The organism is Paenibacillus aestuarii, assembly GCF_027789125.1.
GTDB lineage: Bacteria > Bacillota > Bacilli > Paenibacillales > NBRC-103111 > Paenibacillus_E > Paenibacillus_E aestuarii.
This window is the reverse complement of sequence record NZ_JAQFVF010000005.1, coordinates 86,300-102,074: the sequence shown is the minus strand read 5'-3', so window position 1 is coordinate 102,074 and position 15,775 is coordinate 86,300. Positions and strand designations below refer to the sequence as shown.

At 45.5% G+C, this 15,775-nt stretch carries 12 protein-coding genes; 6 read left to right on the top strand and 6 right to left on the bottom strand.

Translation table 11 applies throughout. The features are described 5' to 3' along the window. The first annotated feature begins 31 nt into the window (after positions 1 to 31). The 6 genes from O9139_RS01725 to O9139_RS01700 all read left to right on the top strand — a co-directional run bounded on the left by O9139_RS01725 (position 32) and on the right by O9139_RS01700 (position 6,949). Entirely contained in the window at positions 32 to 1,540 is a 1,509-nt protein-coding gene (locus tag O9139_RS01725) for a sodium:solute symporter family protein (RefSeq protein ID WP_270877720.1), read from the top strand. 82 nt (positions 1,541 to 1,622) lie between these two features. Then, a complete protein-coding gene (locus O9139_RS01720; RefSeq protein WP_270877719.1) occupies positions 1,623 to 2,900 on the top strand; it encodes an AGE family epimerase/isomerase in 1,278 nt (425 codons plus the stop codon). Between the two features lie 14 nt (positions 2,901 to 2,914). Further along, positions 2,915 to 4,213: a neutral/alkaline non-lysosomal ceramidase N-terminal domain-containing protein gene (locus O9139_RS01715; protein WP_270877718.1), complete on the top strand. Its 1,299-nt coding sequence runs from the start codon at positions 2,915 to 2,917 to the stop codon at positions 4,211 to 4,213. Next, positions 4,206 to 4,988: a glucosamine-6-phosphate deaminase gene (locus O9139_RS01710; RefSeq protein WP_270877717.1), complete on the top strand. Its 783-nt coding sequence runs from the start codon at positions 4,206 to 4,208 to the stop codon at positions 4,986 to 4,988. The genes O9139_RS01715 and O9139_RS01710 overlap by 8 nt, the downstream gene beginning before the upstream one ends. A gap of 12 nt (positions 4,989 to 5,000) precedes the next feature. Next, on the top strand, positions 5,001 to 6,185 hold the full coding sequence (locus tag O9139_RS01705) for an N-acetylglucosamine-6-phosphate deacetylase (protein ID WP_270877716.1): 1,185 nt from the start codon (positions 5,001 to 5,003) through the stop codon (positions 6,183 to 6,185). Positions 6,186 to 6,190: 5 nt separating this feature from the next. After that, complete coding sequence (locus O9139_RS01700) at positions 6,191 to 6,949, top strand: SIS domain-containing protein (protein WP_270877715.1); 759 nt, start codon at positions 6,191 to 6,193, stop codon at positions 6,947 to 6,949. A 202-nt stretch (positions 6,950 to 7,151) separates the two neighbouring features. Here the strand turns inward: O9139_RS01700 and O9139_RS01695 are convergent, their stop codons facing one another. From O9139_RS01695 to O9139_RS01670, 6 genes are all read right to left on the bottom strand, one after another. Further along, complete coding sequence (locus O9139_RS01695; RefSeq protein ID WP_270877714.1) at positions 7,152 to 8,177, bottom strand: acyltransferase family protein; 1,026 nt, start codon at positions 8,175 to 8,177, stop codon at positions 7,152 to 7,154. Between the two features lie 145 nt (positions 8,178 to 8,322). After that, positions 8,323 to 11,082, bottom strand: a complete 2,760-nt coding sequence (locus O9139_RS01690) for a glycoside hydrolase family 2 protein (RefSeq protein ID WP_270877713.1) — start codon at positions 11,080 to 11,082, stop codon at positions 8,323 to 8,325. A gap of 74 nt (positions 11,083 to 11,156) precedes the next feature. Next, on the bottom strand, positions 11,157 to 11,999 hold the full coding sequence (locus O9139_RS01685; RefSeq protein WP_270877712.1) for a carbohydrate ABC transporter permease: 843 nt from the start codon (positions 11,997 to 11,999) through the stop codon (positions 11,157 to 11,159). A gap of 10 nt (positions 12,000 to 12,009) precedes the next feature. After that, positions 12,010 to 12,939, bottom strand: coding sequence for a carbohydrate ABC transporter permease (locus tag O9139_RS01680; protein WP_270877711.1), 930 nt, complete (start codon positions 12,937 to 12,939; stop codon positions 12,010 to 12,012). 57 nt (positions 12,940 to 12,996) lie between these two features. Further along, positions 12,997 to 14,382, bottom strand: a complete 1,386-nt coding sequence (locus tag O9139_RS01675; RefSeq protein WP_270877710.1) for an ABC transporter substrate-binding protein — start codon at positions 14,380 to 14,382, stop codon at positions 12,997 to 12,999. Between the two features lie 424 nt (positions 14,383 to 14,806). Next, on the bottom strand, positions 14,807 to 15,724 hold the full coding sequence (locus tag O9139_RS01670) for an ArsR/SmtB family transcription factor (RefSeq protein ID WP_270877709.1): 918 nt from the start codon (positions 15,722 to 15,724) through the stop codon (positions 14,807 to 14,809). Positions 15,725 to 15,775 lie beyond the last annotated feature (51 nt).

Sequence of the window (15,775 nt, the reverse complement as noted above, 5' to 3'; positions counted from 1 at the left end):
TTCATATAAAAATGTAGAGGTGAACTCCATTATGGCAACGTTGGACTGGATCGTTTTGGGACTTTTTTTCCTTCTCATGGTGGGCATCGGGGTTTGGTCTTTTCGCCAAATCAGCGGTACTCAAGACTTCTTTGCGGCAGGCGGTAAAATGCCTTGGTGGCTGTCCGGTATTTCTCATCACATGTCCGGTTATAGTGCAGCGGTCTTCGTCGCCTATGCGGGAGTGGCTTATACCTACGGGTTTACTCTCTATATATGGTGGGCCGTTCCGGTATCCATTGCCGTTTTTGTAGGTGCTGCCATTATTGCTCCAAGATGGGCTCGCCTGCGTCAACGCATGAACATCGAATCCCCCATGGAGTATCTTTCCACTAGGTACAATGTCCCTACGCAGCAGCTTATGGCGTGGAGTGGCGTGCTGCTCAAGCTTTTTGACGTTGGTGCCAAATGGGCGGCCATTGCGGTCATCTTGAATGTATTCGCAGGGGTTCCTTTGGCAGCAGGCATTTTCTTATCCGGTCTGATCTCCCTTGTGTATTCGGCAATCGGCGGCTTATGGGCGGATGCATGGACGGATTTTGCCCAGTTTATCGTTCAATTGATCGCAGGAGTGTCCATGTTCATCATCGTTGTCATGAAATTAGGCGGATTGGGAGCGATTACAGGAATTTGGGATAAACTCCCTGCGACGCATAGCCAACCTCTTGCTGGTCCTTATACGATGGGGTTTGTACTTGCTTATATCCTGATTGATTTTCTCAGCTATAACGGCGGCACATGGAATCTGGCGCAGCGCTACATCGCTTCTCCAAGCGGTTCTTCAGCACGCAAGGCGGCTGTCCTTTCTGGCGCATTATACCTGATTTGGCCGCTCATTTTATTTTTCCCGATGTGGGCTGCCCCTCTCTTTTACCAAAACTTGAAAGATCCGACCCAGTCCTATTCTATGATGACAATGGATCTGCTGCCGCACGGCTTGATCGGGTTGGTGCTGGCCTCCATGTTTGCTCATACGATGGCCATGACCACATCAGACGCCAATGCGATTACGGCAGTTATTACACGCGATATTTTACCTGTTATCTCCAAAAAATACCGTACACTCAGCGAGAAGGCCGCGCTTCGAGTAGCCCGTGGGGCGATGGTCACTTTCGTCGTGCTCACCTTAATTATCGCGGTGTACTCCAGTACGTTTGGCGGTATATTGAGTCTACTCATCGTTTGGTTCGGTGCACTGGTAGGTCCAATCTCGATTCCGATGCTTTTGGGCTTGATTCCCGCCTTCAAACGGAGCGACTCTAAAGCAGCTATTGTGTCGTGGGCTGCCGGGATTATTACGTTCATTATTGTAAAATATGTCCTTACTGTTAGCACGGCCACGCTGGTTGCTTCTCCTGTACTCGTGTCGGCTATCCTGTTTATCGGCATGGGCTGGTTAAATCGAAACACACCGGTCGCACCGAAAGTGGAGAAGCTGCTGGATTCACTAAGCAGCGATGTAAACGAAGCGAACACTCGTGAGCATGGAATTAAAGCATAAAACGAACGTTTCTTTGGGAGCAGGCCCGAGCATCCGAACAGATGAACGGACCTGTTCTTAGTAACATCGGGAGGGATTCGGAATGAGCATCGTGAATGAAGCATGGGATACCCGCGCGCTGCAACAGTTTTACAAGCGCCATTTGCTCGATGATTTGCTGCCTTTCTGGAGCAAAGCTGTGGATCAACAGCACGGCGGTATGTATACCTGCTTTACAAATTCGGGAGATAAGCTGATTAGTACGGACAAGTACACCTGGTCACAAGGAAGATTCATCTGGATATGGTCCCGAATCGCGCGGTTAATCGAACAAGGTGATCTGCCCGGCGACGCCGCAACCTTTAAGAAGGAAGCAGAACACGCTGTAGCTTTTCTCAGAGACAACGTTTTCTTGGAAAACGGAAATTGTGCGTTTATATTGACGGAGGACGGACATAAGAAAGAAAGCATTCCCGGTGAAGGGTACGATACGAGCTTTTATGCGGATTGCTTCGTTGTGTTGGGATTTTCTGAATTTGCTAGCGTTAGCGGACGGAATGATATCGCTGAGGAGGCTCTCGGATTGTATGACCGGATTCGGGCCCGCTGCAGCAGCGGACATATCCGCAGCGAGCCCTATCCCATCCCGCATGGCCTGAAATCCCATTCCGTCTCTATGATTCTATTGAATATTTCGGAGCAACTCATGGTGACCTTGGGAGATTTCCATCATCCCGCATACGAGCGTCTAAAGAGGGATTGCCTTGCCTATACGGAGCGAATTATGACGGAGTTCCGGATGCCCGATCACCGGATTGCCGAACTGCTTCCTATAGAGGGCGAGGTGCCACCTACCGTTCTTTGCCGGCATACTAATCCGGGACATACACTCGAGTGCATGTGGTTTGTTATTCAAGCTGCAACCCGACTCCATCGGGAGGATCTTGCCGCACAATCTCTTCCGGTCATCCAGAAAGCGTTCGAGCTGGGATGGGATACGGAAAAAGGCGGATTGCTGCGCTTTGTCGATCAAGATGGCGGGCTGCCGAAAGGGGAGCAAACAGGCGACCCCTACGAAACGTTAATTTTAGAAACATGGGATTCCAAGTTATGGTGGCCTCATTCGGAAGCATTGTACTGTTCTTTAATGGCTTTTGAGATATCCAACGATACAAGATTCAAAGATCTCTATGAAAAAACGCACGACTACGTCTTCAGGATCTTCCCCCATCCGGATCAGCAGATCGGGGAGTGGATTCAGATTCGAGACCGCGATGGAAATCCTATGGATAAAGTTGTCGCGTTACCCGTCAAAGACCCTTTTCATATCATTCGCAACGTGCTGCTTATCATCGAGCTTTATTCTAAAGCCTCGGATTAATGAAAGGTGAACCGATGAAGACACCATTAAAGTTAGGCACTGCTAAAATGGATATCACCCCAGTAACCCCCATTCCACTCGCAGGCTTCGCGCATCGAACTGGGGAATTCAAGCATATCGCCCACCAGTTATACGCAAGAATTCATTGTTTTGAACAATCGGACGACTTGGGAACCAAGACTACAGCGCTCCTGGTTTCCGCGGATTTGATTTGGTGGGGAACCGACCTCGTGGAAAAGCTGACGCCCAAGCTGAAGGAACGCTACGGATTTCAAACGGTGGTCCTCCATGCGACCCATACCCATTCCGGCCCCCAAACCAGCGACTGCTTCTTGGAAGCTCTCGGCAAGCCCGATCCCCATTATTTGGAGGCTATGGAGCAAAGGCTGCTGGTCGGAATCGAACAGGCACTGCAAAATATGGAGCCCGTAACAATTCAACGGGGTACCGGGCAATGCCTGATCGGCATGAACCGTAGAAAAGAAGTCGACGGACAAATCGTCATGGCCCCGAACGAAAGTGGACCTGTTGATTCGTCCGTAACGGTGATTCGATTTCGCGCGTTAAGCGGCAGGATCAAGGGGCTGTTTGTCCACTATACCTGCCACCCAACAACGACCGGGGATAACGAAATTACTTCAGAGTACTGCGGTGTGGCCATGGAGCGAATCGAGCAATCCTTGGGGGAGTACGTCGTCGGCGCCTTTTTACAAGGATGCTGCGGGGATATTCGGCCCGCGCTTGTCAACGACGGTGAATTTTATAGAGGCCACCGCATGGAAGTCGAGCGCTTCGGAAGTTGGTTAAGCGAGGAAGTGCTTCGTATCAATAGCTTACCGATGGATGAGCTTACCCCTGCTGATCTAAAAAGTACGACGATCGTGCTGCCGCTGGCTTTCCAATCGGTTCCGACCGTTAACGAGCTTGAAGAACAAGCCAATCGAACAGACGTCCACGGTGAGTGTGCCCGCCTCCTGCTCCGTCAACCGCAACGCAGTAAAGCGAGTATTCCCTTAGAAATTACGCGGCTGGACTTGGCGAAAGAACTGTCATTCCTAACGTTTAATGCGGAAATCGTGGTCGATTACGGTACTTTTGTCAAGGACACATCCCATGGAAGAATACTTCCCCTTGGCTATACCAATGGAATGATCGGGTATGTACCAACCTCGGAACAGCTTGCTCAAGGGGGTTACGAATCCCAAGGCTCCGTCCCTTATTTTGGCTTGCCGTCGCCCTTTCACCCTCAAGTTGAGGGTATCATCTGCAGCACTATATCCCAACTCATAGGAGAGGAACAGAATCATGAATGAAACCATACAACCACTGCAAATTACAACCGTTGATCGGTTACATGTACGTATATACGAAAACAGAGCGGAACTTGGAAAAGCAGCCGGGAACCATGTGGCCGATAAGATGAAAGAGCTTCTGGGCAGCAACAACCATATTCGGATGGTTTTCGCTGCAGCTCCGTCGCAAAATGAATTTTTACAAACCTTAAAAACCATTGATGGGATTGACTGGTCTCGTGTTACGGTTTTTCACATGGACGAATATATCGGTCTTGCCAAAGAGGCGCCACAACGTTTCGGAACGTTCCTCCAAGAGCGGCTGTTTGACGAGGTAAAGCCGGGGGAAGTCCATTTGATCGACAGCTCCGGTGATCTTGATGAGGAATGCCAGCGATACGCAGGGTTGCTCGGAGAGGCGCCCATCGATATCGTTTGCTTAGGCATCGGAGAGAACGGTCATATTGCATTCAACGATCCGCCTGTCGCTGATTTTAACGATACATCACTGGTGAAGAGCGTTGAGCTTGAACAGTCTTGCAGACAACAGCAGGTCAATGACGGCTGCTTCGCCAGCCTGCAGGACGTTCCAAGTCATGCACTTACGTTGACGATTCCTGCCCTATTCTCGGGCGCGCACTTATACTGTATGGCCCCAGGTAAGACCAAAACCGCGGCAGTTCATCAAACGCTGAACGATGCCATTTCAACGGCATGCCCTTCCACTATTCTCCGCAAGCATCCGGACTGCACGCTATATGTGGACACAGACTCATATGATGGAAGCATCGGTTAGGGGATGAATGATATGTTGGGAAGCGTAACGACGGTAGAAGGAATTCATTATAAGACAAAGGAACCCGTTACGATTCACATCGAGCACGGCCGGATCAAGGATATCCAACCGATAGCTCCGGATAAAAATAATGATTCACTGCCCTGGATTGCTCCTGGACTGGTGGATTTGCAAATTAACGGGTACTACGGCTCTGACTTCAACACGATCCCTATTGCCAAGGGATCGGTCGAGAACACTACGCGCGGGCTTTGGAAAGAAGGCGTGACCTCCTACTATCCTACGGTTATTACCAACGGGGATGAGGAAATCGAACAGGCGCTGCAATCCATTGCAGCTGCCTGCGACGGAGATCCTGTTTCCCAGGCTGGAGTCAAAGGCATTCATCTGGAGGGCCCTTTCATTTCGCCCGAGGACGGTCCCCGTGGAGCGCATGACAAGAGCTATGCAAAAGCGCCGAGCTGGCCTTTATTTCAAAAGTGGCAGGAGGCCGCCCGAGGCCGAATCAAAATCATTACGCTGTCACCCGAATGGCCAGGGACGATTGATTTTGTTGAGCGTTGTGTGGATCAAGGCGTTACCGTATCGATAGGGCACACTTCAGCCTCAGCCGAGCAAATCGACGAAGCCGTCAAGGCCGGCGCGAGAATGTCCACTCATCTCGGAAACGGCGCCCACTTGATGCTGCCCCGCCATCCCAACTATATATGGGAGCAATTAAGCCAAGACGGGCTATCGGCTTGTATCATTGCCGATGGGTTTCATCTGCCCGAATCGGTATTAAAGGTTATTTTGCGCACCAAGGGCGAGAAGACTCTACTTGTTAGTGATGCCGTTTACTTAAGTGGCATGGCGCCCGGAACTTACGATAATCATATCGGCGGTCGAGTCGTGCTTACACCGGAAGGAAGACTGCATCTTGCGGAAAATCCCGGATTGCTGGCAGGATCGGCGCAGCTGCTTCCCTGGGGCATATCCCATCTTGTGAAAAATGGTTTGGCAGCGCTGGAGGAAGCTTGGGACATGGCCTCGGTCCGTCCCTCCGCTTTTATGAATTTGCCTTCCCAGAACGGACTCACTATCGGTGCGCCAGCCGATCTGGTCTTGTTTGAACTGATAGAACAACGCATGACCATCGTTCAAACCTACAAGCAAGGCAATCGAGTCTTCGATTTGACTACATCAACCAAGGAGTGAAGCGCATGAGCACAGCCGTTATGACGCAGTACCTTCATAAAATTATTCATCACCTGGAGCTGCTTCATCAAGAAGAACAAGATTCGGTTGCCAAAGCGGCTCAAATGATGGCGGAACACATCAAACAAGATAACATCGTTTATGCTTATGGACCGGGCGGACATTCGAATCTCGGCTCCCAGGAGATTTTTTTCAGGGCTGGCGGACTTATGCATATCAGTGCCATACTGGATGAAGGCACTCTGCTCAGCGGGGGAGCGCTGCGATCCATGGCAGTCGAGCGGACACCCGGCTATGCCAACATCGTGATGGACGATTATGGGCTGAAGCAAGGGGATTTATTAATCATCATCAACGCCTATGGCATCAACTCTGCTACCATTGATTCGGCCTTGGTGGCCAAATCGCGCGGAGTCAAAACCATCGGGGTCACTTCTGTCAGGCACGCGCTCGCCACACCCGAAAACCATGTGGCCCGTCATCCATCCAAGCAAAACTTGCATGACCTGGTCGATATTGTACTCGACACTAAAATTGATGTAGGCGATGCTGTGGTTGAAATCGAGGGACTTGAGCAACGGGTTGCCGCCATGTCCACCTTCGCTAATGCCTACCTTTTAAATGCGCTCGTGTCGGAAACGATCGACCTACTGGTCAAGGACGGCATTCAACCACCCATTTGGATGAGCGGCAACGCAAGCGGCGGCGATGAGTCCAATGCACGCTTCATTCAAAAGTTCAAAGGCAGAATTAAGAAACTATAAGGCGGTCGGTCACAAGCGGCTACGTATCACAAAAAGCAGTGGTAGCAGGTACTAAGTACCTCTGCCACTGCTTTTTAAATATTTTTCGATAGACCCGTTGAATTTTCATACCAAACAAATTGTGGTTAAATCATAGTTGGTCGATGGAGGGTGGTTATGCAATAGATTCAGACTTTTAGAGAAATATGTATTTCCGGACTTATCACGAATGTAGTTCTCGCACCACAACCTCTGTTTGTTTTGGCTTCCCATTCGTTATAATCGATATGAAATAACCGATAATGGCAAAGTTCAGAACGGCGAGTATTAAGCACTGAGCAGGGGTTAACTCTAACGCCCTTTGATTGCTTTTCAGTGTAAAAATGAAAATATTGCTCAGCAGTAAATAGATGAGCACGTTCCGTCCCAGGAAAGTCAAAGGCTTCCTGAGGTACGAAACAAATTCAAACCTCCTTGCCGCCAGATAATAGATATACAGAAACAAAGACGGTGCCAGGATCCATTCTAATGATGGAGGAAATCGACCGGGTAATTTTCCTTTCTTCATGAAGAAAACCGCTGCTACTACTGTTGAAACAGTAGCCCCAATCAAAATTCCTAGATGAGACTTCACTCCATACCGAGCCAAATACATGCCAATTAAATAAAAAGGCATATACTGCACAATAGGAAAAGATGCAAATTGCTTTGTTCCGATTAATAGACCTATTTGGTTAATAGTGATTTTGCTGTAGTTCATATAAGTCGTTACTAAGCAAAGAGCAAGGACAAGCCAAAACACCCACTTTTTCTCTACCAACAGTTGAAATGGCTTAAAGAATACGAGACCGACGAAAATATACAAAGTAAAGGAGATTAAGAATTCGGACCAGCCGGGGATATCCTGTAAAATCAGTATTTGGCGAAAAGTGTCCCACTCAAAACGCTTATTATCGATAAGAATTCGAAAATATGAGCCGGAGATATAAAACGCGACTAATGTTTTTAAACCATTAAGCGCCATTTTTCCGGAGGCTGCTTGAAATGACTTGTTGTAATAAGCTTTTTGGCAGACAAACCCGAAACTGAAGACAAAGCCCGAGAACGTAATGATGTTCACGTAATTTTGAAATACTTCCGCTAAGTGATGCTTATCGAAATGACAAAAGAATTGTAGTATATGGGTGTAGACCATCCCCAATACTAAGAGCCCCTTAAAAACATCAATCACTTGGTCTCGCTGCCGCAACTCTAACCCTCCTTTGTCATGTTTCTACTAACAAATTGTGCTACTAATCTCACATTCATTTTTGCATTTTGAAATTATTACGGGTTCCTTCCTTTCATTTCTGAAAAGAAGAAACCCGAATAAGCGTTTTGACTCAAACCTTTATTTACTTCCAGCGAATGATGATGTCAATGGGATAACGCCCCGTATTCCGTCCATAAATAGCGATTCCACCTTCGCCTTCAGACGTGCCTTCCGGTACGGATAGCCGTAAAGTAAAGCTGTTTTTTTCGATAATACGGGCGGTTAGACGGCTTGGAATACAGATTCGCTGAAGGTAACCGTAAGAACCGGCCTCTTCCAGCTTGCGGTCATTCGACTGATAATGCCACGATAGTACGCCTCTGCTGTCCGCAGGATCGTCTTGCAAACAGATCGTGCGAATAGGTTCCCCGTCCACCAAAACATCGACATAGGATGGATGGCAGCTTTCATCCGACATGAAATAAGAATTAATGTTCATACCCGGATCCATTTTGGCTCCATGCATATAAGAGATATCGCTTGGTTTGTACGCAATCATCTCCTTGTCTTTACCTAAAACCGCTTTGGCCCCGGCTTCGAAAATTACTTCAATATCGTTTACTGATGCATTTCTTATACCCTCAGGCAAAGCGATGTCATATTCGAAAAAGCCCGTTGAAGCTCCGTTCACTTTGTGATCGTCCAGTGCCTTCCATTCATATTCCCACTGGGATGATGTGTAAGCCGCCGGGCGTACGCTTAGCCACTCGCCCTCCATGGCGTAAATGCCATTAGAATGACCGCTCCTCACATCGAAAGTAATAAAGTTGCGGGCAATTACGGTTCCTTCCAAGGTTTGTAAAACTACTGTAAGAACTGCAACGGCATCAACCTGCGGCATCGTAAGCTGCAGCTCCTGCAGTGGACGTACCCCGTATCCATTCCATTCCATATTGACAGTTTCTGTCCCCGCAATCGCTTTATCACCGAAGTTGTCGTAATATACTTCCCACTTTAATTGCAACGTTTGCCCATGGTAGCGGTCCGAGTAGCTTGACGCCAAGAGTGGCACTTCAACGGCTTGGCCTGGTAATACCGTGCGGCAAGGAGGCGCATCAATCACGATAAAATCAGGTGAATGCAGATCTCGCAAACTCATGTCCGAACAGAACGAACTATAACCGAAATCCTTCTCCTGACGATCCATCCTGTAATACCCGTTAAACTCGTTAATGACATCGTGAAACTCGGTAAAAATAAACCCACACATCTTGTCATGTCGACGGAATTCGTTAATCATGTAGCGGTAATGCCATGCGAGGTCACTGTCTCCTGCGCTTCCTTCAATCCCCCATACGGCTCCGCACTCGCTATTCATTAGGGGTGCGTCAGTCTGCAAATTGCCGCCGATGTAGTTAAAATCAGACCCCACATAGGTCTTATCCACAACTTCCTGCACATGACTGCGGACTGCTTCGTATCCGTTTAAATAGAAATGCCATGTATTTAAATCTGACTCGACATGGTCATAATTACAGGGGGAATTATCTTCAATAAGCCTTGTCGGATCTTCCTGCTTCGCCCATTTGTAGACGGAACGCACCCATTCCTGCGTTTCCGGGAGATATTTTCTTTTATCTTTTGTATCTTTCGTGAACAGGCCCCAAGTTTCATTGAAAACAACCCAGGAAATGATCGACGGATGATTGAAATCGCGCTGAATGATCTCTTTGGCTTCTCTTTCATAGGCATCTCGGGCTCTCTCATCAGGTTCACCCCAAAAACAAGGCATATCTTCCATAACCAGCACACCAAGCTTGTCGGCCCAATAAAGCTTTCGCGGTTCCTCCGGTTTGATGTGAATACGGACAAAATTTAAACCCAGTCGCTTTAGTCTCCATATTTCATCTCGAATGTAGTCCTCGCTTGGGAACGTAAAGTAACCATCCGGGATAAACGATTGGTCCAACGTACCATTCAGAAATACTGGCTTTCCATTTAACGTAATCCACTTATGGTCCCGTCCGTCAAACTTCGCCGTACCAATCTCACGAATGCCGAAGTAGGTTGAGATCGTATCGTTTCCGCTAATGGCTGTCTCACTTTCAAGCTCTACTGTTCCTTCATAGAGATACGGCGACTCTGTACTCCAAAGATTCGGTGAATCCACTTGAAAGGATGTCCGAAACTGATTTATCCCTTCAGACAACTCCAGTTTAAGGCGATGGTCTACAACGCCATTATCAAAAAAGAATCGAAGAACAGCACCCACCGGACGATGGGACTGCACCGTACCTGTAATTTCAACACTCCCATCGATACACGTATAGAACCGCGCCGATGCAACATAATTTTGCGGGCGGGACTCCAGCCATACCGTCTGCCAAATACCACGAATCTCGCCATAACCTTGTTTACCGCGAGTTTGATAAGCTTCATCATCATCCTGAACGCGAACTACAATTCGATTATCTTCTTCATGGTTCCATACATCTGTAACGTCAAATTCAAATGCACCATACCCGCCTTCATGAGTACCTATTAGAATTTGATTAACCCATAAGTCGCAACGGTAATCCACCGCACCGAAACGGAGGAATACACGGCTTTCCTGCTGCTTAGGAGCCCAGCGCACATTTCTGCTATACCAGGCGATTCCTTTTACATCCTGTCCGATTCCCGATAGAGGACTTACCCAGGAAAAAGGTACATGGATCTGCTGAGCAAATGTCGGACAGCCTGCCAAATACCATTCCTCGTTGTTGCCTTTATCCTCGCTATCAAACATGAAATCCCAGCTGCCGTTTAAATTCAGCCAATCGTTTCTTTGCCAATCGGGTCTCGGATACTCAGATCTTGGAATTTGCTTTTCTAGGCTCTGACAGGTTTCAGCTACCGACACGTTCTACCACTACCTTCTATTAGAATTGTTTTTAATGATTTCAACAGCCTTATTGGCCACCTTTTCTTCGTTGGTCAACCTTTGATTCCAGAAAGTGTTATTCCTTTTACAATATATTTTTGGAAAATGACAAATACGATAATAATCGGAATGGATGCGTAGGCATTGATCGTCATAGGCAGTGTTTCGTCCTGGGTATAGGAACTGTTAAAGAATGGGATACCGACTGGCAAGGTCATTAAATCTTCTGAAGTAATCGATAAAAACGGCCATAAAAAATCATTCCAGGAGCCTAAAAATGCAAAAATCATCAAAGAGGCAATAACAGGTTTGGATAATGGAAGGAAAATGTTCCACCAAATTCGAAACATGCTGCAGCCGTCAATCTTAGCGGCATCCACCAACTCATTAGGAAGTCCATCAAAAAACTGCTTAAGCACAAGCACGCCTAACGGGCCAGCCAGAGAAGGTAAAATTAACGCAAAATACGTATTCAGAATGTTCAAGCTATTCGAAACAATATATAGTGAAATGATGGTTGCTTCACCTGGAATCATCATCCCGCTCAAAATAATCCAGAAAGCAATTTTCCTGTAACTGAAATCTATTCTAGAAAGGGCAAAGGCGGCCAGAGCTCCCAGCGTTAAGCTAAAAATGGGTACAACACAAGACACAATCAAACTGTTCATGGTCCATTTCAAGACAGGCGCGTTTTCGAAAATATATACGAAGTTATCTATGGAAAACGGTGGTGAAAACCTTTGACTGAGCTCTGAAATTGGGCTGCCTTGCGGCTTAAAAGAAGTAACAATCATCCAAATAACCGGAAATGCTATTCCAGCAGCCAAGGTGTAACCAAATGTATACAGAAGTATTTTCCCTATAGAAACTTTTCGATTTCCTGCGTATTCGTTCATTATTTTCCCCTCAGTCTTTCTTTCCGCTAAAAAATTTAAACTGCAAAAATGAAAGGGTAATTAAAAGGACAAAGAAAATAAATGACATGGCCGTTGCGCGTCCAAGTTCGTTAGCTGAAAACCCCGTTTCGTAAATATACTGGATCATGGTTCTGGTCTGATTCCCGGGTCCTCCGTGAGTGACTAACCATACCTGACCGAATATTTTAAAATTAGCAATGACCTGAAGGACGGTTAAAAGTACAAAAACCCCCCGCATCGCAGGCAATGTGATGTATCTTAATTTTTGCCATGCGCCTGCACCATCTATTGTTGCCGCCTCATAATGCTCAGTAGGGATATCTTGCAATCCGGCTAAGTAAATCATCATATTAAAGCCTTCGGTCCACCATAGAGTAATCATAACGATCGAAATCCATGCCAAACCGGGTTCGCTAAGCCAAAATAATTCCTGCTGTATGCCGATTTTGTGCAACAAAGTATTTAATAATCCACTATAAGGCTGAAGCACGAAAATCCAAACACTACTAACAACGGATACCGACAAAATATTGGGTGTAAAAAAAACGGTTCTCAGTAGCGTCCTGCCTCTCATCTTTTGGTCGATTACGAGAGCAAGTACGAAAGGAATAGTAACTAATACTGGCGTGGAGATCATGACGAACAAAGTTGTATGCCAAAGCGATAACCAAAAATCTATGTCTTTAAGCGCATAGATATAATTTTCCAGACCGACAAAATGATCTTTCCCCACCAAGGTCCACTTATGAAAACTGACCCACAGACCATAAAAAATAGGAACGATCGAAAAGATGATAAAGAAAATAAAATAAGGAGCAATAAATGCCGTGCCCAACATTTCATTGTAAATATTTAATTTTCTTTTATATCTGGCTGTTTTGGCAGATTCTTGATTCTCCATCGTCGTTACCGTACTCATGTGACTACCTCCAGTATTGCATTGGGGTTACCGCGTAACCCCAATGCATGACACCAATTATTGTTGAGACACAACCTTCTCTACATTTTGTACGGCCTTCTCCAATCCTTTATCCACCGGTTCTTTTCCCGCCCAAATCGCATCCAACGACTGTACAAGTTGATCTTTGGCCGGCCACAATTTCGGGGATTGAGGCAAATAAACACCATCATTAGCGGCTTTGAGATAATCAGAACGCAGTGGCAAACTCTTGAAATCTTGGGATTCTACAGCAGTAGTTGAGGCTGGAATATGACCAGCTTTCGCCCACATCGCTCCTTGTTCAGTAATCCATTTCGCAAAGGTAATGGCCGCTTGAACCTTCTTCGGATCTTTATTTTTTTTCTGTATCGGGATTACCAATGTATGGGAATCGATCCAAGTAGCCGGTTTATCATAAATTTGGGGGAATGGAATGGCTCCAAACTCAAGCCCCTTTGTCGCTTCGAGTGTACCGGTAAACCATACCCCGGATGGTAAAAGTGCTGCTTTTCCCGCTTGGAACGTTTCCCCTATTTTTTGGAAATTCTTCGGAATAAGCCCCTTATTAAAAAGATTAAACACGTATTCTGCTGCTTTTTTACCTTGATCGTTGTTAAAAGTCGCTTTTGTACCCGACTGATCCAACAAACCAGGACCGTTCATTTGATTATAGAAAGCCCACCAAAGTCTATAAGGATCCTCACCCGTGGAAGAAAGCAACATAGGATAAATACCTTGAGGAGCATTTTGTTTAATTTTAGTTAAAAAACTCACGAATCCATCAGGACCTGGCTCGATTTTCGGTTTTCCATCATCGCTAAGCAAGCTCATATCTTTCAAAATTTTCTTGTTGTAGTATAAGATAAACGGATGTGCATCCAAGGGCAAAGCGTAATGTTTTGAATCAAAAATTGTCGCGTTCAAGATATTTTGGTTATATCCACTCCAAGAGACCCCACCGGCTTGGGCATATTCATCAAGTGGCTCAATAATTCCGAGTTTAACCATTTCAGACAACTTGGAAGTATGCGAAATGCCTACATCTGGAGCTACCCCACCTGCAACTGCTGTTTGAAGCTTTGTGTAATATTGTCCCCAGTCTTGCGTTAAAGCTTTTACTTCAATTTTATCCTTGAACTCATCGTTAAATTTCTTAACCATTTGATTCATGATTTCTCCGTCACCGCCACCAAACAAGTTCCAGTAAGTGATCGTTACTTTCCCTTCTTTATTGGAAGCGTTGCCATCTGCAGCCTTATCTGTGGCCTTTGCATCTGTAGCCTTTGCATCTGTAGCCTTATCTGTAGCCTTATCTGTAGCCTTTGCATTAGTAGCGTTATTGGCAGTGTTAGAACATGCGCTTAAAATAGATGAAACTAATACAATACTCGAAAATAAAGTTAAAATTTTAGATTGTTTCAATGAAATTCCTCCCATTCAAAAATTTTAATCCAAGTTTCGTATTATTCCACTTCAAGTCGTAAAACAACGGGGTCAGTCTACATGGAAAATAGTCACATAAATAGAAATGTATTCGCTTACATAATTCTTTATTTACGTTACTGATCCTTGTCCTATGCTCCTCCATAGCCCCCCCTCGAATCTACCGAACCGGTTGATGTGTTTTCTTTAGCGTTCATGTTAACGTTCCCGGTTTCGTTAATACAACTTTACCCAAGTAAGTTTAGCGTGTCAATGGTTTTTTCTCGATTTTATGTTTGTTACAAAATATCCGTAATGATTCATTATAACTAAACTATTTTCCATTATATGTCTCTTAGAATCCGACAAAAAGAGCCATTAAGTTTCACCGATAGTGAAATCTCAATGGCTCTTTTCTATGGAATTATGTGTATATAATTCTCATGATGATATCCTGATCGTGATCACCCAACTCTTTTCCAAAAAGGTTAATCCCGCCTATATGCTCAGCAGTCGGTTTATTGCCTACTCGAAAATGAATACATGTATTCATTTTGAGCTGAATATCATTCAATGTTACTTCAGATATTTTCACATCATCCAGATAACTTCCCGATTCGTCCACCTTCCATGTTTTTAATAAGCCGTATTGTGTATGATTATCAGGGAACCAATGTGGATTTAATTTTCCCCTTCTATCACCGAAATCTCCCGGACAGGTCCATGTACCAATTTCTTTATGATTAATCCATACGGTAATATCCGATGGCCAGTTGTGATCAAATCTCGGTGCTTCAGAACATAACTCCATAGAAAATTGAATGGATTGAATTTTGGCATTAGGTACCGTCAATGTTGGGAATTTATACTCAACGAAGCCTCGACGGAACCAAATCATTTGAGCGGACATTCTTGTCGGATGAAAAAAAGCCGACGGTTCGTCGTCAGGTTTTAAAACTCCGTTATTATTGATTAAACCACACGTCGGATGGATCTCACAATCCGTATAACATCCTACAGGCATTTCAATTTGGTAACAGTTTGGGTTATTATAACCGACATTAACATTGAGATTCATATGGATGTCATCAAAAGTTCTAGCACAAACTTTCATTGTTCCTCTTGAGGCACGCCGGATCTCCGTCATAATTATACCCGCATCTTCCATTACTTTGACATTGGAAGCAACTGTTGATATAGGTAGATTTAATTTTTCTGCAATATCCACAATATTTTCTTTTCTATTGTTCAAAAGTTTTAAAATATTAACACGAACCTCCGAGGATAAAGCGTGCGCAACTTTAATCAATCGATCCGGTGCGTCTATCGTTAATTCTAACATGCAATCACAGCTCCTACCCTAATCTTTTCCGTTATCAGTAACCGTAATATT